Origin of the sequence: Kaistia dalseonensis (genome assembly GCF_030814715.1) — a bacterium.
Lineage (GTDB): Bacteria > Pseudomonadota > Alphaproteobacteria > Rhizobiales > Kaistiaceae > Kaistia > Kaistia dalseonensis.
In genome coordinates this window covers 212,689-228,160 of the sequence record NZ_JAUSVO010000007.1, presented here as the reverse complement: position 1 = coordinate 228,160, position 15,472 = coordinate 212,689, and the positions used below count along the sequence as shown (strand labels likewise).

Here is a 15,472-nt window from a genome sequence, read left to right as displayed (position 1 = left end):
TTCAGTTCCTCCCTGGCCGTTATTCGTTGTGGCCTCCGCGAAGCGACCAGTTTCTCCGCGACGCCCTCGGCTCCTCCCGAGTCCTATTCGCCAGCCCGCGCCCCTCCCGGCGCGGTCGCGGCGATCATGTCCCTTTCATCGCCCCCACGCGTCAGGATCGACGCGCGCGGCGAGAAGCTGAAAAACATCGGCAGGCTCGCGGCGCCGATCGCGCCGGCGTCCCGTCCGAACGAGCCGTGCAGAATGCGCGGCGGCCGGCGCGCTTCCGGCGCCTGCTCTGCCAACGCGGCGCCGAGGCGGCCGATCAGCGCGTCGACGAGGCCGCCATCAATGTCGGCGTCGACCACCAGAAGCGGCACATCGAGCAGGGCAAAGGCTGTCCAGAGTGCCGGCGCAAGGGCGTCGACGGCGTCGTCGAGCCATTCGCACACCGCCGGATGGCCCTTGGCAAAGGCGGCCTCCATTTCGGAGGCCGAGGCTGTCGGAACGCCGTTATGCTGCAGATGGCGGCCGAGCGCATTGAGCGAGGCGCGCGTAATGAGCAATTCGCGACCATCCGCCGATTGGGGCGCCGAAGCGAGCCGGCTCGGCGCAACGGGGATGACCGCCACGTCGCCGGCATTGCCGAGGCTGCCGCGCAGGCAATCGCCGTCGACGACGATTCCGCCGCCGATCGCGGGACCGATGAAGAGATAGAAGAAATCGTCCGCGCGCCGGCCGACACCGTAGAACAGCTCGGCAATTGCGGCCGCATTGCCGTCATTCTCGGCGAAGACAGGCAGCCCGATGCGCTCTTCCAGCCGGGCGGCGAAGTCGAAGTCCTCCCAGAGGGAGAATGTGTCGGTCGGCAGGTCGAGGCGTCCGAGCCAGGCGCCCAGATTATAGGGCTGGGCGAGACCGATGCCGGCGAAACGATCACGCTCGGACCGATCGAGAAGCGCCAACAGATCGCGAATGTCGCGCTCGACCATATCGAGCGCCTTATCCGGCCGTGGCAGTACGATGTCATAGGCGCGGCGCGCCATGGCATGGCCGTCAAAATCGATCAGGATCGTCTCCGTCAGGCGGCGATCGAGCCGAACGCCGATGCCATAGGCGCCCTTCGGATTGAGGCGCAGCATCGTGGCAGGCTGCCCCCTGCCGCCATCATGACGCTTTCCGACAGCCTCGATAAGGCCCAGGCCTTCGAGCTTCTGGATGATGGCGCCGACGGCGGTATTGGTGAGGTCAGCGGCACGGGCGAGATCGGCCTTCGACGCCTCGCCCGCCCGGCGCAGCCGTTGCAGGACGAGACGCTCATTGTAGCGGCGAAGCTGCGCGGAATTGCTTCCACGGCCCAGTCCAACGCTCTCCAAGACGGCCTCCCAGGCTGCCTTCGCGGCCTTTTAGATCGGCCGCATTATTAACTTATCTTGCTTCAATTAATCCGCCTGCCCAGCGACCGAGTCAATGGACATTCGATCCTGCAATGCGGGACCGGTGCGCGCGGGGATTGTGCAGGCGCGAAAACCCAGAAGCGGTTTCATCGGCCAGGCGGTACGTGGCGGCGTGGGCCCGTGCGACATCAGTGACGCGGAAATTCAGCCTTCAGCACGCTGTAGAGTCGGCGATAGCGCTCGAGCTTGCTGCCATAGCGATCGGCCGCACCCAGGCTCGGCTCGATGACGCTGTTGATCGGCGGCGCCGTGCATATGGTGTGGAGGTCCGAATGTCCGGCTGCCAGCATGGCGAGGCGCGCCGCGCCGAAGGCCGGCCCCTTGGCGCCCCCTTCATGCAGCACCACCGACACGCCGAGGACATCGGCGAAGATCTGCATCCAGTATGGGCTCTTCGCGCCGCCGCCGATCGCGCCCATGCGCTTCGGCCGGGTGCCAGCGCTGGCCAGGGCTGCCTGCGCGTCGGCAAAGGAAAAGGCGACGCCTTCGAGGACCGCGCGGATCAGGTCGGTCGTCTCAGTCGCCGCATCGAGGCCAAAGAAGACGCCGCGGGCGTACGGATCGTTATGGGGCGTCCGCTCGCCGGCCAGATAGGGCAGGAAGAGCAGATCCTCGTTCTTCGGCGGCGTCGCCTCGACCCGCGCGAGCAGGCCGGCAATGTCGCCTTCGCCCACCAGCCGGGCCGCCCAGGCGAGTGCGCTCGCGCCATTGAGCATCGCCGCCATCTGGAACCAGCGGTCGGGCAGCGCATGGGCGAAGCTGTGCACGAAGGCTTCGGGATAGGGACGGTAGGATTCATTGACGACGAAGAACTGGCCGGACGTGCCGAGCGAGATGAAGGCATCGCCCTCGTCGATCGCGCCGATCCCGATGCCCCCTGCGGCCGCGTCGCCGGCACCACCCGCGACGATCACCGAATGCGGCAGGCCCCAATTGCTCGCGATCTGCGGCGAAAGCCAGGAGGCGGCCTCCGATCCCTCGACCAGGCGCGGCATGACGCTGTTGCGCAGCCCGGTGGCGGCGACCAGCGGTTCGGACCAGTTTCGCCGCGCCTCGTCGAGCCACAGCGTGCCCGCGGCATCGGACATATCGGAGATGTGATCGCCGGTCATGCGCAGGCGGACATAGTCCTTCGGCAGCAGCACATGCGCGACCTTCGCAAAGACCTCGGGCTCGTGATGCGCGACCCAGAGCAGCTTAGGCGCGGTGAAGCCCGGCATGGCGGGAACGCCGGCGATCGTGCCGAGGTCAGGAACGCGGCGCTCCAGCTCGGCGCACTCCTCATGGCTGCGGCCATCGTTCCAGAGGATCGCCGGGCGCAGGATCCGGTCCGCCTCATCCATGAGCACCGCGCCGTGCATTTGCCCAGATAGTCCGATCGCTGTCACGTCACGATAAGCGGCGGGGGCACCCTCGCGCAGCCGGCCGACCGCCGTCTCGACGGCGCGCCACCAATCCTCGGGGTCCTGCTCGGACCAGAGCGGATGCGGGCGGGAGATCGGCAGCGAGACATCGGTCTCGGCCAACACGATCTGGTTCTCGTCGACCAGCAAGGCCTTGACCGCCGATGTCCCGATATCGATGCCGATGAAGCTGGCCATGGTTCTCGCTCCCGCAGATTGTCTTTGCGCGAACAACGCTTCAGGCCGAGGCGGCTGTCAATTGCCCGGCCCTCGCCCCGCGACGGTCGCCAGGCCGGCAAACGCCGGAAAAAGCGACAGAAATCCTTACTCGTCCACTGTCAAAAAAAGGAAATGCGTCGCTGGTAAAAGGGCGCCGTTCGAGACCATATGGTCGGTGCGTCAGGACGATGCCGCGGTGATTTGAGGACCAGCTTGCGCCGCGAGACCAAACGCTAAAGCACCACGGACGACGTTCGTGGCCCGAAATTTCTCGAACTGGAGAAATCCGATGCCCGAGAACCTCTTTGTCATGTCACCTCAGCAACACACCACCGAACTGTGTCGCTGTCCACGGAACCCATCCTGATCGACAGCATTGAGGCGTGCCGGTTCAGACCGGTCCGACCTTCGACAACAACACGCACTCAATCGTCGGCCCGAACCTTGCATGGTGGTTGGTCGGCGAAAGGAGGTTTTCGGTGTTTGACAACTACATCATCGAGATCGACGACAAAGCCGCCGGCATTCTCGTGAGAACCGGGCGGGCCTTCGCGTTTCATGCCCTCGAGCGCACCTTTGCGGCCCTCGAAGGCGTCGTATTCCCGGATGTCGTGGCGGCCGAGCGTGCCGCCCGCAAGGTGCGACGCCAGCCAATGCTGAAGGCAGCGCTCGGCGGCGCCTAGAAATTCGGCCTCGCGCGGATGAGCAAACGCGCGCGGGGCCTTCATTTCTGTCCCTGCCTCGGGCTATGACAAGCTCGGACAGGGACCATATTTTGAATTGACCGATCACGAATCGCTTCATCGACGAGCCCATTGGCTGATCGAGACCGAACTCGCAGCCTACGCCGCGGCACGGCCCAACTCGGAAAAGCTCGCGCCGCTTTCACGACGGCACTTCCCAGGCGGCGTGCCGCTGCACTGGATGCTGGACTGGGAGACACCCTTCCCGCTCTCGATCGTGTCCGCCCAAGGCGCCACCATTGAGGATGCGGACGGCAACCGCTATATCGACTTCTGCCTCGGCGACAGCGGTGCCCTCTTTGGCCACTCGCCGCCTGCCATCGCGCAGGCGATCGCCGATCAGGCGCAACGCGGCCTCACGGCGATGCTGCCGAGCGTGGATGTCGCGCCAGTCGGGGAACTGCTCTTCGAGCGTTTTGGCCTGCCCTTCTGGCAAGTCACGGCAACGGCGAGCGATGCCAATCGCGGCGTGATCCGCTGGGCGCGCGCCATAACGGGCCGCCCCAAGATCCTCGTCTTCGACGGCGGCTATCACGGGCAGGTCGACGACACCTTCGTCTCGCTGCGCGACGGGCAGACGGTGACCCGCGAAAGCCTGGTCGGACAGGTGCAGGACACGGCGCTTCATGCCGTCTGCGTTCCCTTCAACGATCTCGGCGCCGTCGAGGCCGCGCTGGCCTCGGGCGACGTGGCGCTGATCCTGACAGAGCCGGCCCTGACCAATACGGCCATGGTGCTGCCCGAGCCGGGCTTTCTCGATGGCCTCTTCGCGCTTGCGCGACGGCACGGAGCGCTCCTCTGCCTCGACGAGACGCACACCATTTCGACAGCGCTCGGCGGACATACCGGCTCGGCCCGGTTGAAGCCGGATTTCTTCGTGCTCGGCAAGCCGGTCGCGGGCGGTCTTCCAGCCGCCGTCTATGGCTTCACGGCCGAGGTCGAGGCGGCCATGCAGGCCGTGCTCGATGCGAAGCCGGCCGGCTATAGCGGTATCGGCACCACGCTCTCCGGCAATCTGCTCGCCATGGCGGCGATCCGCGCCTGCTTGGGCCACGTCATGACGGAGGCGGCCTATGCCCATATGCTGGGCCTGGCGGAACGCCTCGCCGAAGGGCTCGAAATCCTGATCGCCACGCGCAACCTCCCCTGGAGCGTCGCCCGGCTCGGCGCACGCGTCGAACTGATCTTCTGGCCGAGGCCCCTGCGTGACGGTGCGGAGGCACGTCGCGCGATCGATCACGTGCTCGAACGTGCCATCCACCTCTTCCTCCTCAATCGCGGTGTGCTCTTGACGCCCTTTCACAACATGATGCTGATTTCCCCGATGACCTCGGAGCACGATGTCCAGACGCTGATCCACAGGATGGGCGACGCGTTCGACGCCATCACGGACGACAGCATGGTGGCGCCATGATCCGGCCCGATCCGACCGAAGCCTCGGCCTTTCTCGACGCCCACCCCGAGGTGGAGCAGTTCGAGGCCTTCCTGACAGACCCGAGCGGCGTCCAGCGCGGCAAGATCCTGCGGCGAGAAGAACTCGTCGGGACCTACAAGCATGGTCGCCCGCTGCCCTGCTCGATTCTCTCGCTCGATATCACCGGTGCCGATGTCGAGGAAACCGGGCTGGTCTGGGATGAAGGCGATTCCGACCGCGCCTGCATGCCCGTTCCGGGCACCCTGACGCTTTCGCCCTGGCGCGCGACACCGACCGCGCAATTGGTGCTGACCTCCTATGAGAAGGATGGATCAGCGAGCGAGGCTGATCCGCGGCACGCTGTTGCGAGGGTCGTCGAACGGCTCGACCAGGCTGGCTATCATCCGGTCGCCGCGATCGAGCTCGAATTTTATCTACTCGATCGCGAGGCGATGCTTGGCGGACGTCCACGTCCGCCGGTCGGCAAGAGCGGATTCCGCCAAGGTCCGCTGCAGGCCTATCTCGTTCAGGATCTCGAGGATTTTTCCCCCTTCCTCGACGCCGTCTATGCCGGCGCGAGGGCGATGGGGCTGCCCGCACGGACCTTGATTTCCGAATATGCGCCAGGCCAGTTCGAGATCGTGCTCGGCCACCGTGAAGATGCGCTGCGCGCCGCCGACGACGCCATTCTCTACAAGCGCCTCGTCAAGGGTGTCGCCGAGCAGCACGGCTATGTCGCCACCTTCATGGCCAAGCCCTATGCGAACTACTCCGGCAGCGGCATGCATGTACATGCCAGCCTCGCCGATGCCAGCGGACAGAACCTCTTTGCCGGCGAAGGAGAGGCCAACCCCCTGCTGAAATCCGCCATTGGCGGCCTGCTCGCCACCATGGCCGAGAGCATGGCGTTCTTCGCGCCGAATGCGAACTCCTATCGCCGCTTCAAGCCGAATTCCTATGCGCCGGTCGGGCCGGCATGGGCGATCGATAACCGGTCAGTGCCGGTGCGCGTGACCGCCGGGCCGCCGGCCAGCCGGCATCTGGAGCAACGTGTCTGCGGCGCCGATGCCAATCCCTATGTGGCCCTGGCGGTGGTTCTGGCCGGCATGCTGGAAGGGATCGAGAAAGGGATCGATCCTGGAGCGCCGATCGTGGGGAACGGCTATGAGCAGATCCCGCCGAGCCTGCCGACGACATGGCATGGCGCGCTCGCTGCCGCAGCATCATCAGACTTCCTGCCGCGACAGCTCGGCGCGCGCTTCGTCGAGATATTCCTCGCGATCAAGAAAGCCGAATGCGAGCGCTTCTTTGCGGAAATCCCCGATTTGGACTATTCACTTTACCTAAGGTTAGCGTAAGTCCACGCAACGCGGCCGAAGAACTCGTAAAACCTGTTCGAGGCACGTTTGTGCCAATTCGACCCACAGGGTGCTGTCCGTGCTGAACGCTCTCGAACAATTCACGGACGATATCGAGAGCATCACGGACTTCACCGATGTGCGCGACCTGCTCGCGAAATGGCGCGGAATCGCTGCCGAGCGCCCTGCCGCAATCGCCGATTTCCAGGCCGAGCTCGACGGGCCGCTCTCGACGCGGCTGATGGTGCTCGCCACTGAAGGCGACACGCTGCGCTATCGGCATGTCGGCGCGCGGGTTGTCGCGGTGTTTGGACACGATCCCTCGCACCGCAAGATCGAGGATATCGAGAACGCCGCCGCCCAGGCCTTTCGCGCAGTCTATCGCTGGGTGATCGAGGCAAGTCGGCCAATGTTCACGCTGCAGCGCCTGACGGGAAAGGGCACGGCGGAGCGGTTGATCCTGCCGATCGCGATCGATGGCAGCACGCCCGCGATCATCGCCTATGTCCGGCCGCGCGACGACGTCAACGACCTGCTGCGTGCCATCTTCGATGCAAGCTCTGATGGAATCACCGTCCTCGACGTCGTTCGTGACGAGGCCGGTCGCATCGTCGACTTCCGCGTGATGGCCGCCAATGCCGAGACGGCCTCCCGCCTCAAGACCCAACCGGACAGCCTGATCGGCACCAGCTACCTCGAACGATGGCCGATCTCAGTGACCAATGGCGTGTTCTCTCGTCTGGTACAGTCGGTAGAAACGCAGACGATCGAGATATTCGATACCCGCTATCCCCTGCATGGCGAGATGGTCGAACGACGACTACGTCTTGTTCCCACGGGTGATCGGCTGACGGTCAGCAATACGGATCTCGGTCCGATCCTCTCCGCGTCACGGGCGATCGAGAAGCAGCGCAACGAACTGCTCACCGCCAACACCCTGCTGGAACAGCGCGCGCACGACCTGAAGGCGAGCTACGACTCGCTCGAGCGAACGGCCGAAGAACTGCGCAACGAAATCGCGCGCAATCGCGTGTTGGAGCGGGAGCTTATCCATCTTGCGCACCATGACAGCCTCACGGGTCTGCCGAACCGCGCACGCTTCGAACAGCTCTTCGACGAAGCTCTCAAGAAGGCCGAGGAACGTGGACGTGGTGCCGTGCTTTGCACGATCGACATCGACCACTTCAAGGACATCAACGACAGTCTTGGCCACAATACCGGCGACCAGGTCTTGCGCGAAGTTGCCAAGCGGCTTTCGGGCGCGCTGAGGAAGTCGGACATTTACGGTCGCCTGGGTGGCGACGAATTCGCCATATTGTTCACCGATGCCATCGACATTGAGAATGTCTCGAACGCCGTCCGCCGCATGATCGGCGCGGTTACAGCACCACTCACCATCGCCCAACAGAACGCGCCGATCGACCTCAGCATCGGCATATCGGTCTATCCCACCGATGGCCGCTCATCGCCCGAACTGATGATGGCCGCGGATATGGCGCTCTACCGTGCCAAGCGCTCTGGCCGGCGCCAAAGCATATTCTTCACGCCGGGGATGCGCGAGGACGCCGACAAGCGCTTCCAGTTGCTGCGACAATTGAGGCTCGGTCTGGCTTCCGGCGAGATCGTGCCACACTATCAGCCGCTGATGGATCTGAGGACTGGACAGATTATCGGCTTCGAGGCGCTCGCCCGCTGGCAGCATCCGGTCGACGGGCTTCTCCTGCCTGCCGCCTTCATCGATGGGCTCGAGGAGCCCGATATTGCGCAGGCCCTCACCGGCGTCATGATCAGTGGCGTCATCGAAGACATTGCCGAATGGCGAAAGGCCGGATTCGCGACGCATGTAAGCGTGAATGTGACCGCGTTCGACCTGCGCCAACCCGATTTCGCCGAAGACCTCGACGCACAATTGCGCGCCGGCGGCGTAGAGAGCCGGCAGTTCACGATCGAGGTGACGGAAACGACGGTGCTGTCGCGCGACACTGAACGGATCAGCCAGACGCTGAGCCAGTTGCGCCAGCTCGGCCTGTCGGTCTCGCTCGACGATTTCGGCACCGGTTTCGCGTCCCTCAGCCATCTCCTGTCGCTGCCAGCCGACAGCCTGAAGATCGATCGGTCCTTCACCAGGGATGTAGAGACCAATTCCAAGACGCGGGCGATTGTGCGTTCCGTGGTGACGCTCGCCGCCGCGCTCGACCTCGATGTGGTCGCCGAGGGGATCGAAACGCGAGCGCAGCTCGACGCATTGGGCGCGCTCGGCTGCAATATCGTGCAGGGCTATTTCGTCGCCGAGCCGATGGCCGGCCACGATGTCATGGCGTTCATGCGTCGGTCCACCCACCCTCGCACGCACGCCAACCTCCCAAACGGCCCACGTGCGATCTGAATTATCGCTTCCCATACGGAAGCCATTTGCACAGATCATCGATTTCCGACAACTATTGCGCGATTAATCCGGGACCTGCGGGGGCGTGTCCGTGATGGCGAAGCAGAGCGCTGCACGAGGGGCTGCCGTCGCCATGGCCTCATGCTGAGGGTCTTCGGCAATATGGCGATCCGCGCCGCTGCGCTGGCCGCCCGCTTCGCGCTGACGATCTACATGGCGGCACTCGTGCCGCTCGCGGAGATCGGCACGTTCGGCCTGGTTGCGGCCGCAGCCGGAATCGCGCCGGCCCTCTTCGGATTCGGGCTCAACTACCGTGTCGGCCGGGAACTCGTGGGCCTCGACGTCGACCGCGCCAGCCGGCTGATCCGCGACCGGATGGCATTCACCCTGATCGTGCTGCTGGCGGCCGTCGCCGCCGCAGGCGGATGGGGCGCGGCAACCGGCATTTCCGGCATGAACCTCTACCCGCTGATCGCGACGATCCTCGTGCTCGAATGCCTGGCGACCGATATCCAGATCGCACTGGTCAGCCTTCGCCGACCCATGGCGGCCAACCTGTTCCTCTTCGTGCGCTCGGCGGCCTGGATCGCGCCAGCCATCGTGGCCGGGCTCGCCCTGCCCGCAGCCCGCTCGGCCGAAGTGCTGTTCGCCTTCTGGGCAGCCGGGCTCGTGATGAGCTTCGCCCTCGTCGCCCTCCTCTCGCGCGACTGGCCGATCCGCCGCAATTGGTCGAACCCGATCGATCGATCATGGCTGCGTCAGCATTTGCGAGCCGGCCGACTGATCCATCTGAACGATATTGCCATGGCGGGCCTACTGTTCTTCGAACGCTACATGGTGGACCACTTCGTCGACCGCCGCGCCGCCGGGCTGTTCTATCTTGCCTGGTCGCTCGCCAATGCGGCCCATGCGCTCGCCAGTGCGGCGATCGTTCAACCGGCTTTGCCACGCCTGGTCGACCTATGGCAGAGCACGGACCGCCACAGCTGGTATCGCGCGCTCGCCGCAGATGTCGGACGAAGCCTCGCCCTGGCGACGAGCCTCGCCTTCGTCGTTGCCATCCTCATCCTGGCCGCCGGCGGCACGATCCGCGCCAGTGGCGGATGGCCGCCGGCATGGCTGCTGATCGCCATGCTCGCGGCCGCCGTTCTGCGCCTCGGTGCCGACATGCTGAACTACGGGCTATACGCGCAGCGGCGCGACATCACGCTGGCATCGATCAATCTTGGCGCCTTCGCGGTCTCGATCCTCGGATCGCTCTGCCTCATCCCAGCCCTCGGCCTCGTCGGGGCCGCCGCGATGGCGCTCGCCGTGCCACTCTCGCTCGCGGCTGCGCGTTTGGTGGCACTGCTAACGCCGCTCTCCAGGCCTGCGGTGACACCAGAGGCGCCATCAACACCATGAGCCCCGGCCCCGCCAACGAGACGAACTTTTTCGGCGAGGTGCAGGACGATATCGATGCCTGGATGTCGCAGACGAACCACGCCCGGTCGGCGACCTTGCTGATCCGGCTTTTTCTCGTCGAACCGGGGTTTCAGCTGATCCTGTCGCATCGGCTGCAGAAGCGTATCGGCACTCTCCCGCTGATCGGCGGCGTGCTGCGGCGCCTGCTCTGGTATGTCACGACAATCCTCACCGGATGCCATATCGCGCCGACGGCGCGGATCGGCGGCGGCGCGTTCATCCCGCATCCGACCGGCATTGTCATTGGCGGCCATAGTGTGGTCGGCCGAAACGTCGCGCTCTACCAGCAGGTGACGATCGGGCGGCGCGACCCTAAAAAGCTGGAAGAACCCGTGATCGGCGACGGCTGCCGGCTCTTCGTCGGCGCTCGCATCCTGGGGTCCGTTCTGATCGGTCCGGGCTGCGACATCGGCGCGGGCGCCATCGTGCTCGAGGACCTGCCGGAGGGCGTCACCGCTGTCGGCGCTCCCGCGCGGATTGTCGCCCGGACACAATCCTAGATTCTGACAACTCTCCAATAAATTGCAGTTGATTGTCGGCGCACTTGCGGCCAATCTCGGCATGACGCAACGGAAAGATCTCGCCGCGGGGGCAGTGAGTTTTCGTTGCCGGGGGCATTTCATGCCAGATGTGGCCGTAGTCTTCGGTGGCTCGGGTTTCATCGGAAGCCATCTGCTGAGCCGGCTGGTCGACGAACCGCGCTATGGTGCAGTCGTTTCGATCGACCGGGTACCACCGCGTCGGCCGATTGCGGGCGTGCGCTACGTCGAGCACGATATTCTCGACGGCGTACCGCCTCGCCTTGTCGACGATCAGGTCGAGACCATCTTCAACCTCGCGGCGCTGCATCGCACGCCAGGGCATGCCGACTGGGAGTATTTCTCCGCCAATCTCGGGGGTGCAACAGAGGTCTGCCGTTTCGCATCGGCGACCGAAGCCCGCGAAATCGTCTTCACCAGTTCGATCGCGGTCTATGGAAACTCCGAAACGCGAAAGGACGACCGGGCGCCTGAGCAACCGACCAGCGCCTATGGCCGCTCCAAACTGCAGGCGGAACGGTTGCATTCGCTCTGGCGAAGCGAACAGCCGAGGGAGCGCCGTCTGACCATCGTGCGCCCCGGAGCGATCTACGGGCGAGGAGAAAGCGGCAATTTCACCCGCCTTGCCCGGCTGCTCGAACAGAGGCGTTTCGTCTATCCGGGCCGCAAGGATACGGTCAAGGCGTGCGGCTATGTAAAGGATCTCGTCGCCTCCATGCTGTTCATGCTGCGTCGCGGCGAGAGCCGGATCAGCTATAATTTCTGTCATCCCCAGCCGCTGACGATCGAGGAAATCTGTGCCGCATTCTGTCATGCCAAGGGCTATGACCTGCCGCGCCATGTCCTGCCGCCATCGCTGGCGCTGGCCGGCGCGCGCGCGGCAGAGTTCACGGCGTTCCTCGGCATCAAGCATGCCGTCAGCCGGGACAGGCTGATCAAGCTGCTGCAATCGACCGACATCATGCCACGCCAGCTTCAGGAGGCAGGCTTCAACTTCCAGTTCGACCTGCGTCGTTCACTGGCCGACTGGCTGGCGGAATCCGAGGAAGGGCGTTTCGCATGATCACCCCGGCCGAGCGCGAGTGCGGATGAGGATCGCCATCGTCCATTACTGGCTGGTGTCGATGCGCGGGGGCGAGCGCGTGCTCGAGGCGCTCTGCGAAATGTTCCCCGAAGCGGACATCTTCACTCACGTGGTCGACAGGGCGGCGATTTCCCCAACCATCGCGCAGCACACGATCCACACCAGCTTCATCCAGAAGCTGCCCGCCGCGCGCCGGCTCTACCGACACTATCTGCCACTGATGCCTATGGCGCTCGAACTGCTCGACCTCAGCGCCTACGACCTCGTCATTTCGTCCGAAGCCGGCCCGGCCAAGGGAGTGATCACGCGGCCAGACGCCGTTCACATCTGCTACTGCCATTCGCCGATGCGCTATCTCTGGGATCAGCATGCCGTCTATCGGCGCGCGGCGGGGCCCATTCAGCGCCTGGCCATGGCCGCCTTCTCGCCACGACTGCGGCTCTGGGATGCCATGACGGCGCTGCGTGTCGACAGCTTTGTCGCCAATTCGGCCTTCGTCGCACAGCGGATCCGCAGATATTACGGGTGCGGATCCGTCACCATCCATCCACCAGTCCGGATCGACACCTTCGAGCCGACAGGAAAGTCTGGCGGCGACTATCTCTGCCTCGGCCAGATCGTGCCTTACAAGCGGATCGACCTCGTGATCGAGGCATTCCGGACACTCGATCGACGCCTGATCATTGCTGGTGATGGCGGCGCCGATCAGGCTCGCCTCGCGGCGCGCGCGCCGGACAATGTCACGTTTCTCGGACGCCAAAGCGAGGATGCCGTCCGCGCCCTGCTCGGCGCCTGCCGGGCGCTGATCCTGCCGGGAGAGGAGGATTTCGGTATCGTTCCGGTCGAGGCGATGGCGAGCGGGCGCCCGGTGATCGCTTATGGCGTCGGCGGCGCCCGCGCGACGGTGATCGACGGCAAGACCGGGCTATTCTTTGCAGAACAGACCACGGCGAGCCTGCGCGATGCGATCGTGCGCTTCGAAGCCATGGAGCACCGCTTCGATGCTGGCGCCATCCGTGCTCATGCAGAACGCTTCGACACGGCTCATTTCAAACGCGCCTTTCGCGCCCATGTCGATGATTGCCTCGACGCCGCGCGCGATCGCGTCGCCAGGGCGGCCTGATGCGGGACGGTGCGCCCGAGATCGCCATAGACGCGCGGATGGCGGGGCATTCCGGCATCGGCGTCTATATCCGCAACATCGTGCCGCGGCTGGCCCGACTTCGTCCGCATTGGCGCTTCACGCTGCTCGGCGTGCCGGACGACCTGCTGCCAGTCTTCAGTGGCGACAATGTCAGCATCCTGCCCTGCCGTGCCGCGATCTATTCCTTATCGGAGCAATGGGCGCTTGCTCGTGCGGCGCGCCATGCCGACCTCTTCTGGGCGCCGCACTATAATGCGCCTCTGCTGCGTCGCGGCCCAATGCTCGTGACGATACATGACGTCAACCATCTCGCTCTGGATCACGGTTGGGGCATTCGGCGGCTTTATGCGACGGTCCTGCTCCAGGCCCTGCGGCGGCGCGCATCGGGCCTCTGCTTCGCCTCCCGCTTCTCCAGATCAGAGTTCGAGCGGCTGGTGGGCCGGTTCCGACAGCCCTTCTGGCTGACGCCCGGAGCCGTCGGTGATGCTTGGCGATCGGCTCGGTCACCGCCGCGGGCGCGTTCGGCACGCGATTATGTGGTGGCGGTCGGCAGCGTGAAGCCGCACAAGAATCTGACCGGGCTTCTCGATGCCTTCGCGCTGATCGCGCCGCGTTTCGATGTCGATCTGGTCATTGTCGGGCGCCATGACGGGCTCCGCGACAGCGACGACACCGCACTGGCGCGGATCGCGGAACAGGCCGGTCGCGTCAGGCTCGCGGGGGCCCTGCCAGATGCAGCTCTCATCGACATCGTCGCGGGCGCACGGGCGCTCGTCTTTCCTTCGCTCTATGAGGGCTTCGGCCTGCCGCCGCTCGAAGCCATGGCTGTGGGCTGTCCGACGGTCGTTTCAGCGATCGCACCTCTGACCGAAACATGCGGCGTGGCGAGCGAGTATGTCGATCCGCGCGATCCACACGACATGGCGCGCGGGATCGCGGCCGTGCTCGGAGATGACACACGGGCTGCCGAACTGAGACGACACGGCCATGACCAGGTCCGCGCCTTCGACTGGTCGCGTACGGCGGCGACTGTCGCCGAGGCGATGGAAACGATCATGGCTCCGACCAGCCGGGACCGGCGATCGATGCCATGAAGGCCATGATTTCTCGGCCCAGCCGGTCCTGATCGAACCGGCCCGTGCTCGCCTCTGCCTCGGCATTGCGGCGCCAGGCTGCGATAATCTCCGGCGCCCGGAAGACTGACTGGAGTGTCGCCCGCCAGGCCTCGATATCGCCCGCCGGCAGAAGATCGCCATTCCATCCCGGCCGGACCAGTTCCGGCAGGCCGCCGCGATTGCTTGCGAGAACCGGCAGGCCGAGTGACAGCGCCTGAACGGCGACGCCGGGCGCATTCTCGCGCCAGAGCGACGGCACGCAGAGGAGATCGGCATTTTGCATCCGGTCGCTGACCTCTTCCGCCGCAACGCGACCGTGGAAGCCAACCCAGGGCTCGCCGCCATAGCGCGCTCGCAACGGGGCCTCCGACGGCCCCGTGCCCAGAATGTCGATGCTGAAGCGATAGCGGGAGGCGAGAGGCGCCAGAGCGGCAAGCAGTTCCTCCACACCCTTGGTCTCGTGCAGGCGTCCGACATAGAGCAGCCGCGGGCTATCGGATGACGTCCGCGCGACGCGGGGTGGCGGATAGCGATTGGGATTGAGCACGCTGAGGCGCGGGCGCGTCCCGAGGACGCCCAGTTCCTCGAGCGCCGCGAGATTGGCGCGCGAGGGCGAGAGGAAGCCGAGCCGCTCGATTCGGCCGGTCAGATGCAGCTTCCAGCGGGCGGAAAGGCGGCATGCGCCGCATGGGCGTTCGCAGTCCTGGCCATCGCGATACATCGACATGCGGATACAGGCGAGACCGAGATCAGGCAGTATGTAGAGCACAGGCACGCGCCGCGCCGCGATCGCAGCGAGCCCGGTATAGCCGAGCCCCTGAAGGATGTGGACGTTGACAAAATCAGGCCTGAACGCGTCAAGAACGCGCGCCATCAGGCCTCGGCTGCGCGGATCGACGTGATCCTGAAGGTGCCAGACCGGCTTCTGCCACGACGGTGCACCGGGGAAGACGGAGACCGGATAGAGGTGCGGCGCGTGCATGCGCCAGATGCGAACGCCATCGACCCGCTCGCCATGGATCTCCGCCTCGCCCGGTCCTGCCGCCGTCAGCACGGCCATCTCATGGCCTTGTCGCGCCAGCCAACGAGTCAGATTGGCGGCAGATATCTCGGCGCCGCCAATTACATGCGGCGGATAGAGCGCGGCCACGACCAGAATGCGCATGG

12 protein-coding genes are annotated in these 15,472 nt (G+C 65.2%); 9 read left to right on the top strand and 3 right to left on the bottom strand.

The genetic code is table 11. The features are described 5' to 3' along the window. Positions 1-83 precede the first annotated feature (83 nt). Both QO014_RS22830 and xylB read right to left on the bottom strand, forming a co-directional pair. Positions 84-1,355: an ROK family transcriptional regulator gene (locus QO014_RS22830; RefSeq protein WP_266351063.1), complete on the bottom strand. Its 1,272-nt coding sequence runs from the start codon at positions 1,353-1,355 to the stop codon at positions 84-86. Positions 1,356-1,564: 209 nt separating this feature from the next. Continuing rightward, positions 1,565-3,037, bottom strand: a complete 1,473-nt coding sequence (xylB, locus tag QO014_RS22825; protein ID WP_266351062.1) for a xylulokinase — start codon at positions 3,035-3,037, stop codon at positions 1,565-1,567. Between the two features lie 404 nt (positions 3,038-3,441). Here xylB and QO014_RS22820 point away from each other — a divergent pair, with 404 nt between their 5' ends. The 9 genes from QO014_RS22820 (at position 3,442) to QO014_RS22780 (ending at position 14,284) form a co-directional block, all read left to right on the top strand. Further along, positions 3,442-3,741 carry a hypothetical protein gene (locus tag QO014_RS22820; RefSeq protein ID WP_307259004.1) on the top strand — a complete coding sequence of 100 codons (300 nt, stop codon included), beginning with the start codon at positions 3,442-3,444 and terminating at the stop codon, positions 3,739-3,741. A gap of 97 nt (positions 3,742-3,838) precedes the next feature. Beyond that, a complete protein-coding gene (locus tag QO014_RS22815; protein ID WP_266351061.1) occupies positions 3,839-5,215 on the top strand; it encodes an aspartate aminotransferase family protein in 1,377 nt (458 codons plus the stop codon). Next, positions 5,212-6,573, top strand: coding sequence for a glutamine synthetase family protein (locus tag QO014_RS22810; RefSeq protein ID WP_266351060.1), 1,362 nt, complete (start codon positions 5,212-5,214; stop codon positions 6,571-6,573). Before QO014_RS22815 ends, QO014_RS22810 begins: the two co-directional genes overlap by 4 nt. 79 nt (positions 6,574-6,652) lie before the next feature. Beyond that, the gene (locus tag QO014_RS22805) at positions 6,653-8,959 is read left to right on the top strand and encodes a putative bifunctional diguanylate cyclase/phosphodiesterase (RefSeq protein ID WP_266351059.1); all 2,307 of its coding nucleotides are present in this window, start codon (positions 6,653-6,655) and stop codon (positions 8,957-8,959) included. 141 nt (positions 8,960-9,100) lie between these two features. After that, positions 9,101-10,363 carry a lipopolysaccharide biosynthesis protein gene (locus QO014_RS22800; protein ID WP_266351058.1) on the top strand — a complete coding sequence of 421 codons (1,263 nt, stop codon included), beginning with the start codon at positions 9,101-9,103 and terminating at the stop codon, positions 10,361-10,363. After that, on the top strand, positions 10,360-10,923 hold the full coding sequence (locus tag QO014_RS22795) for a serine O-acetyltransferase (protein ID WP_266351057.1): 564 nt from the start codon (positions 10,360-10,362) through the stop codon (positions 10,921-10,923). The genes QO014_RS22800 and QO014_RS22795 overlap by 4 nt, the downstream gene beginning before the upstream one ends. A 121-nt stretch (positions 10,924-11,044) precedes the next feature. After that, a complete protein-coding gene (locus QO014_RS22790; RefSeq protein WP_266351056.1) occupies positions 11,045-12,025 on the top strand; it encodes an NAD-dependent epimerase/dehydratase family protein in 981 nt (326 codons plus the stop codon). Between the two features lie 25 nt (positions 12,026-12,050). Next, positions 12,051-13,169, top strand: coding sequence for a glycosyltransferase (locus tag QO014_RS22785; protein WP_266351055.1), 1,119 nt, complete (start codon positions 12,051-12,053; stop codon positions 13,167-13,169). After that, positions 13,169-14,284 carry a glycosyltransferase family 4 protein gene (locus QO014_RS22780; protein ID WP_266351054.1) on the top strand — a complete coding sequence of 372 codons (1,116 nt, stop codon included), beginning with the start codon at positions 13,169-13,171 and terminating at the stop codon, positions 14,282-14,284. Before QO014_RS22785 ends, QO014_RS22780 begins: the two co-directional genes overlap by 1 nt. On the opposite strand, the gene QO014_RS22775 is transcribed toward QO014_RS22780, so the two are convergent. Beyond that, positions 14,244-15,470: a glycosyltransferase gene (locus tag QO014_RS22775; protein WP_266351053.1), complete on the bottom strand. Its 1,227-nt coding sequence runs from the start codon at positions 15,468-15,470 to the stop codon at positions 14,244-14,246. The two genes, QO014_RS22780 and QO014_RS22775, sit on opposite strands and share 41 nt — an antisense overlap. Between the last annotated feature and the right edge of the window lie 2 nt (positions 15,471-15,472).

Coding starts and splice junctions, on each gene's coding strand:
- QO014_RS22810 (WP_266351060.1), top strand. CDS start 5,212: ATGATCCGGCCCGATCCGACCGAAGCCTCGGCCTTTCTCGACGCCCAC.
- xylB (WP_266351062.1), bottom strand. CDS start 3,037: ATGGCCAGCTTCATCGGCATCGATATCGGGACATCGGCGGTCAAGGCC.
- QO014_RS22775 (WP_266351053.1), bottom strand. CDS start 15,470: ATGCGCATTCTGGTCGTGGCCGCGCTCTATCCGCCGCATGTAATTGGC.
- QO014_RS22795 (WP_266351057.1), top strand. CDS start 10,360: ATGAGCCCCGGCCCCGCCAACGAGACGAACTTTTTCGGCGAGGTGCAG.
- QO014_RS22790 (WP_266351056.1), top strand. CDS start 11,045: ATGCCAGATGTGGCCGTAGTCTTCGGTGGCTCGGGTTTCATCGGAAGC.
- QO014_RS22785 (WP_266351055.1), top strand. CDS start 12,051: ATGAGGATCGCCATCGTCCATTACTGGCTGGTGTCGATGCGCGGGGGC.
- QO014_RS22800 (WP_266351058.1), top strand. CDS start 9,101: ATGCTGAGGGTCTTCGGCAATATGGCGATCCGCGCCGCTGCGCTGGCC.
- QO014_RS22780 (WP_266351054.1), top strand. CDS start 13,169: ATGCGGGACGGTGCGCCCGAGATCGCCATAGACGCGCGGATGGCGGGG.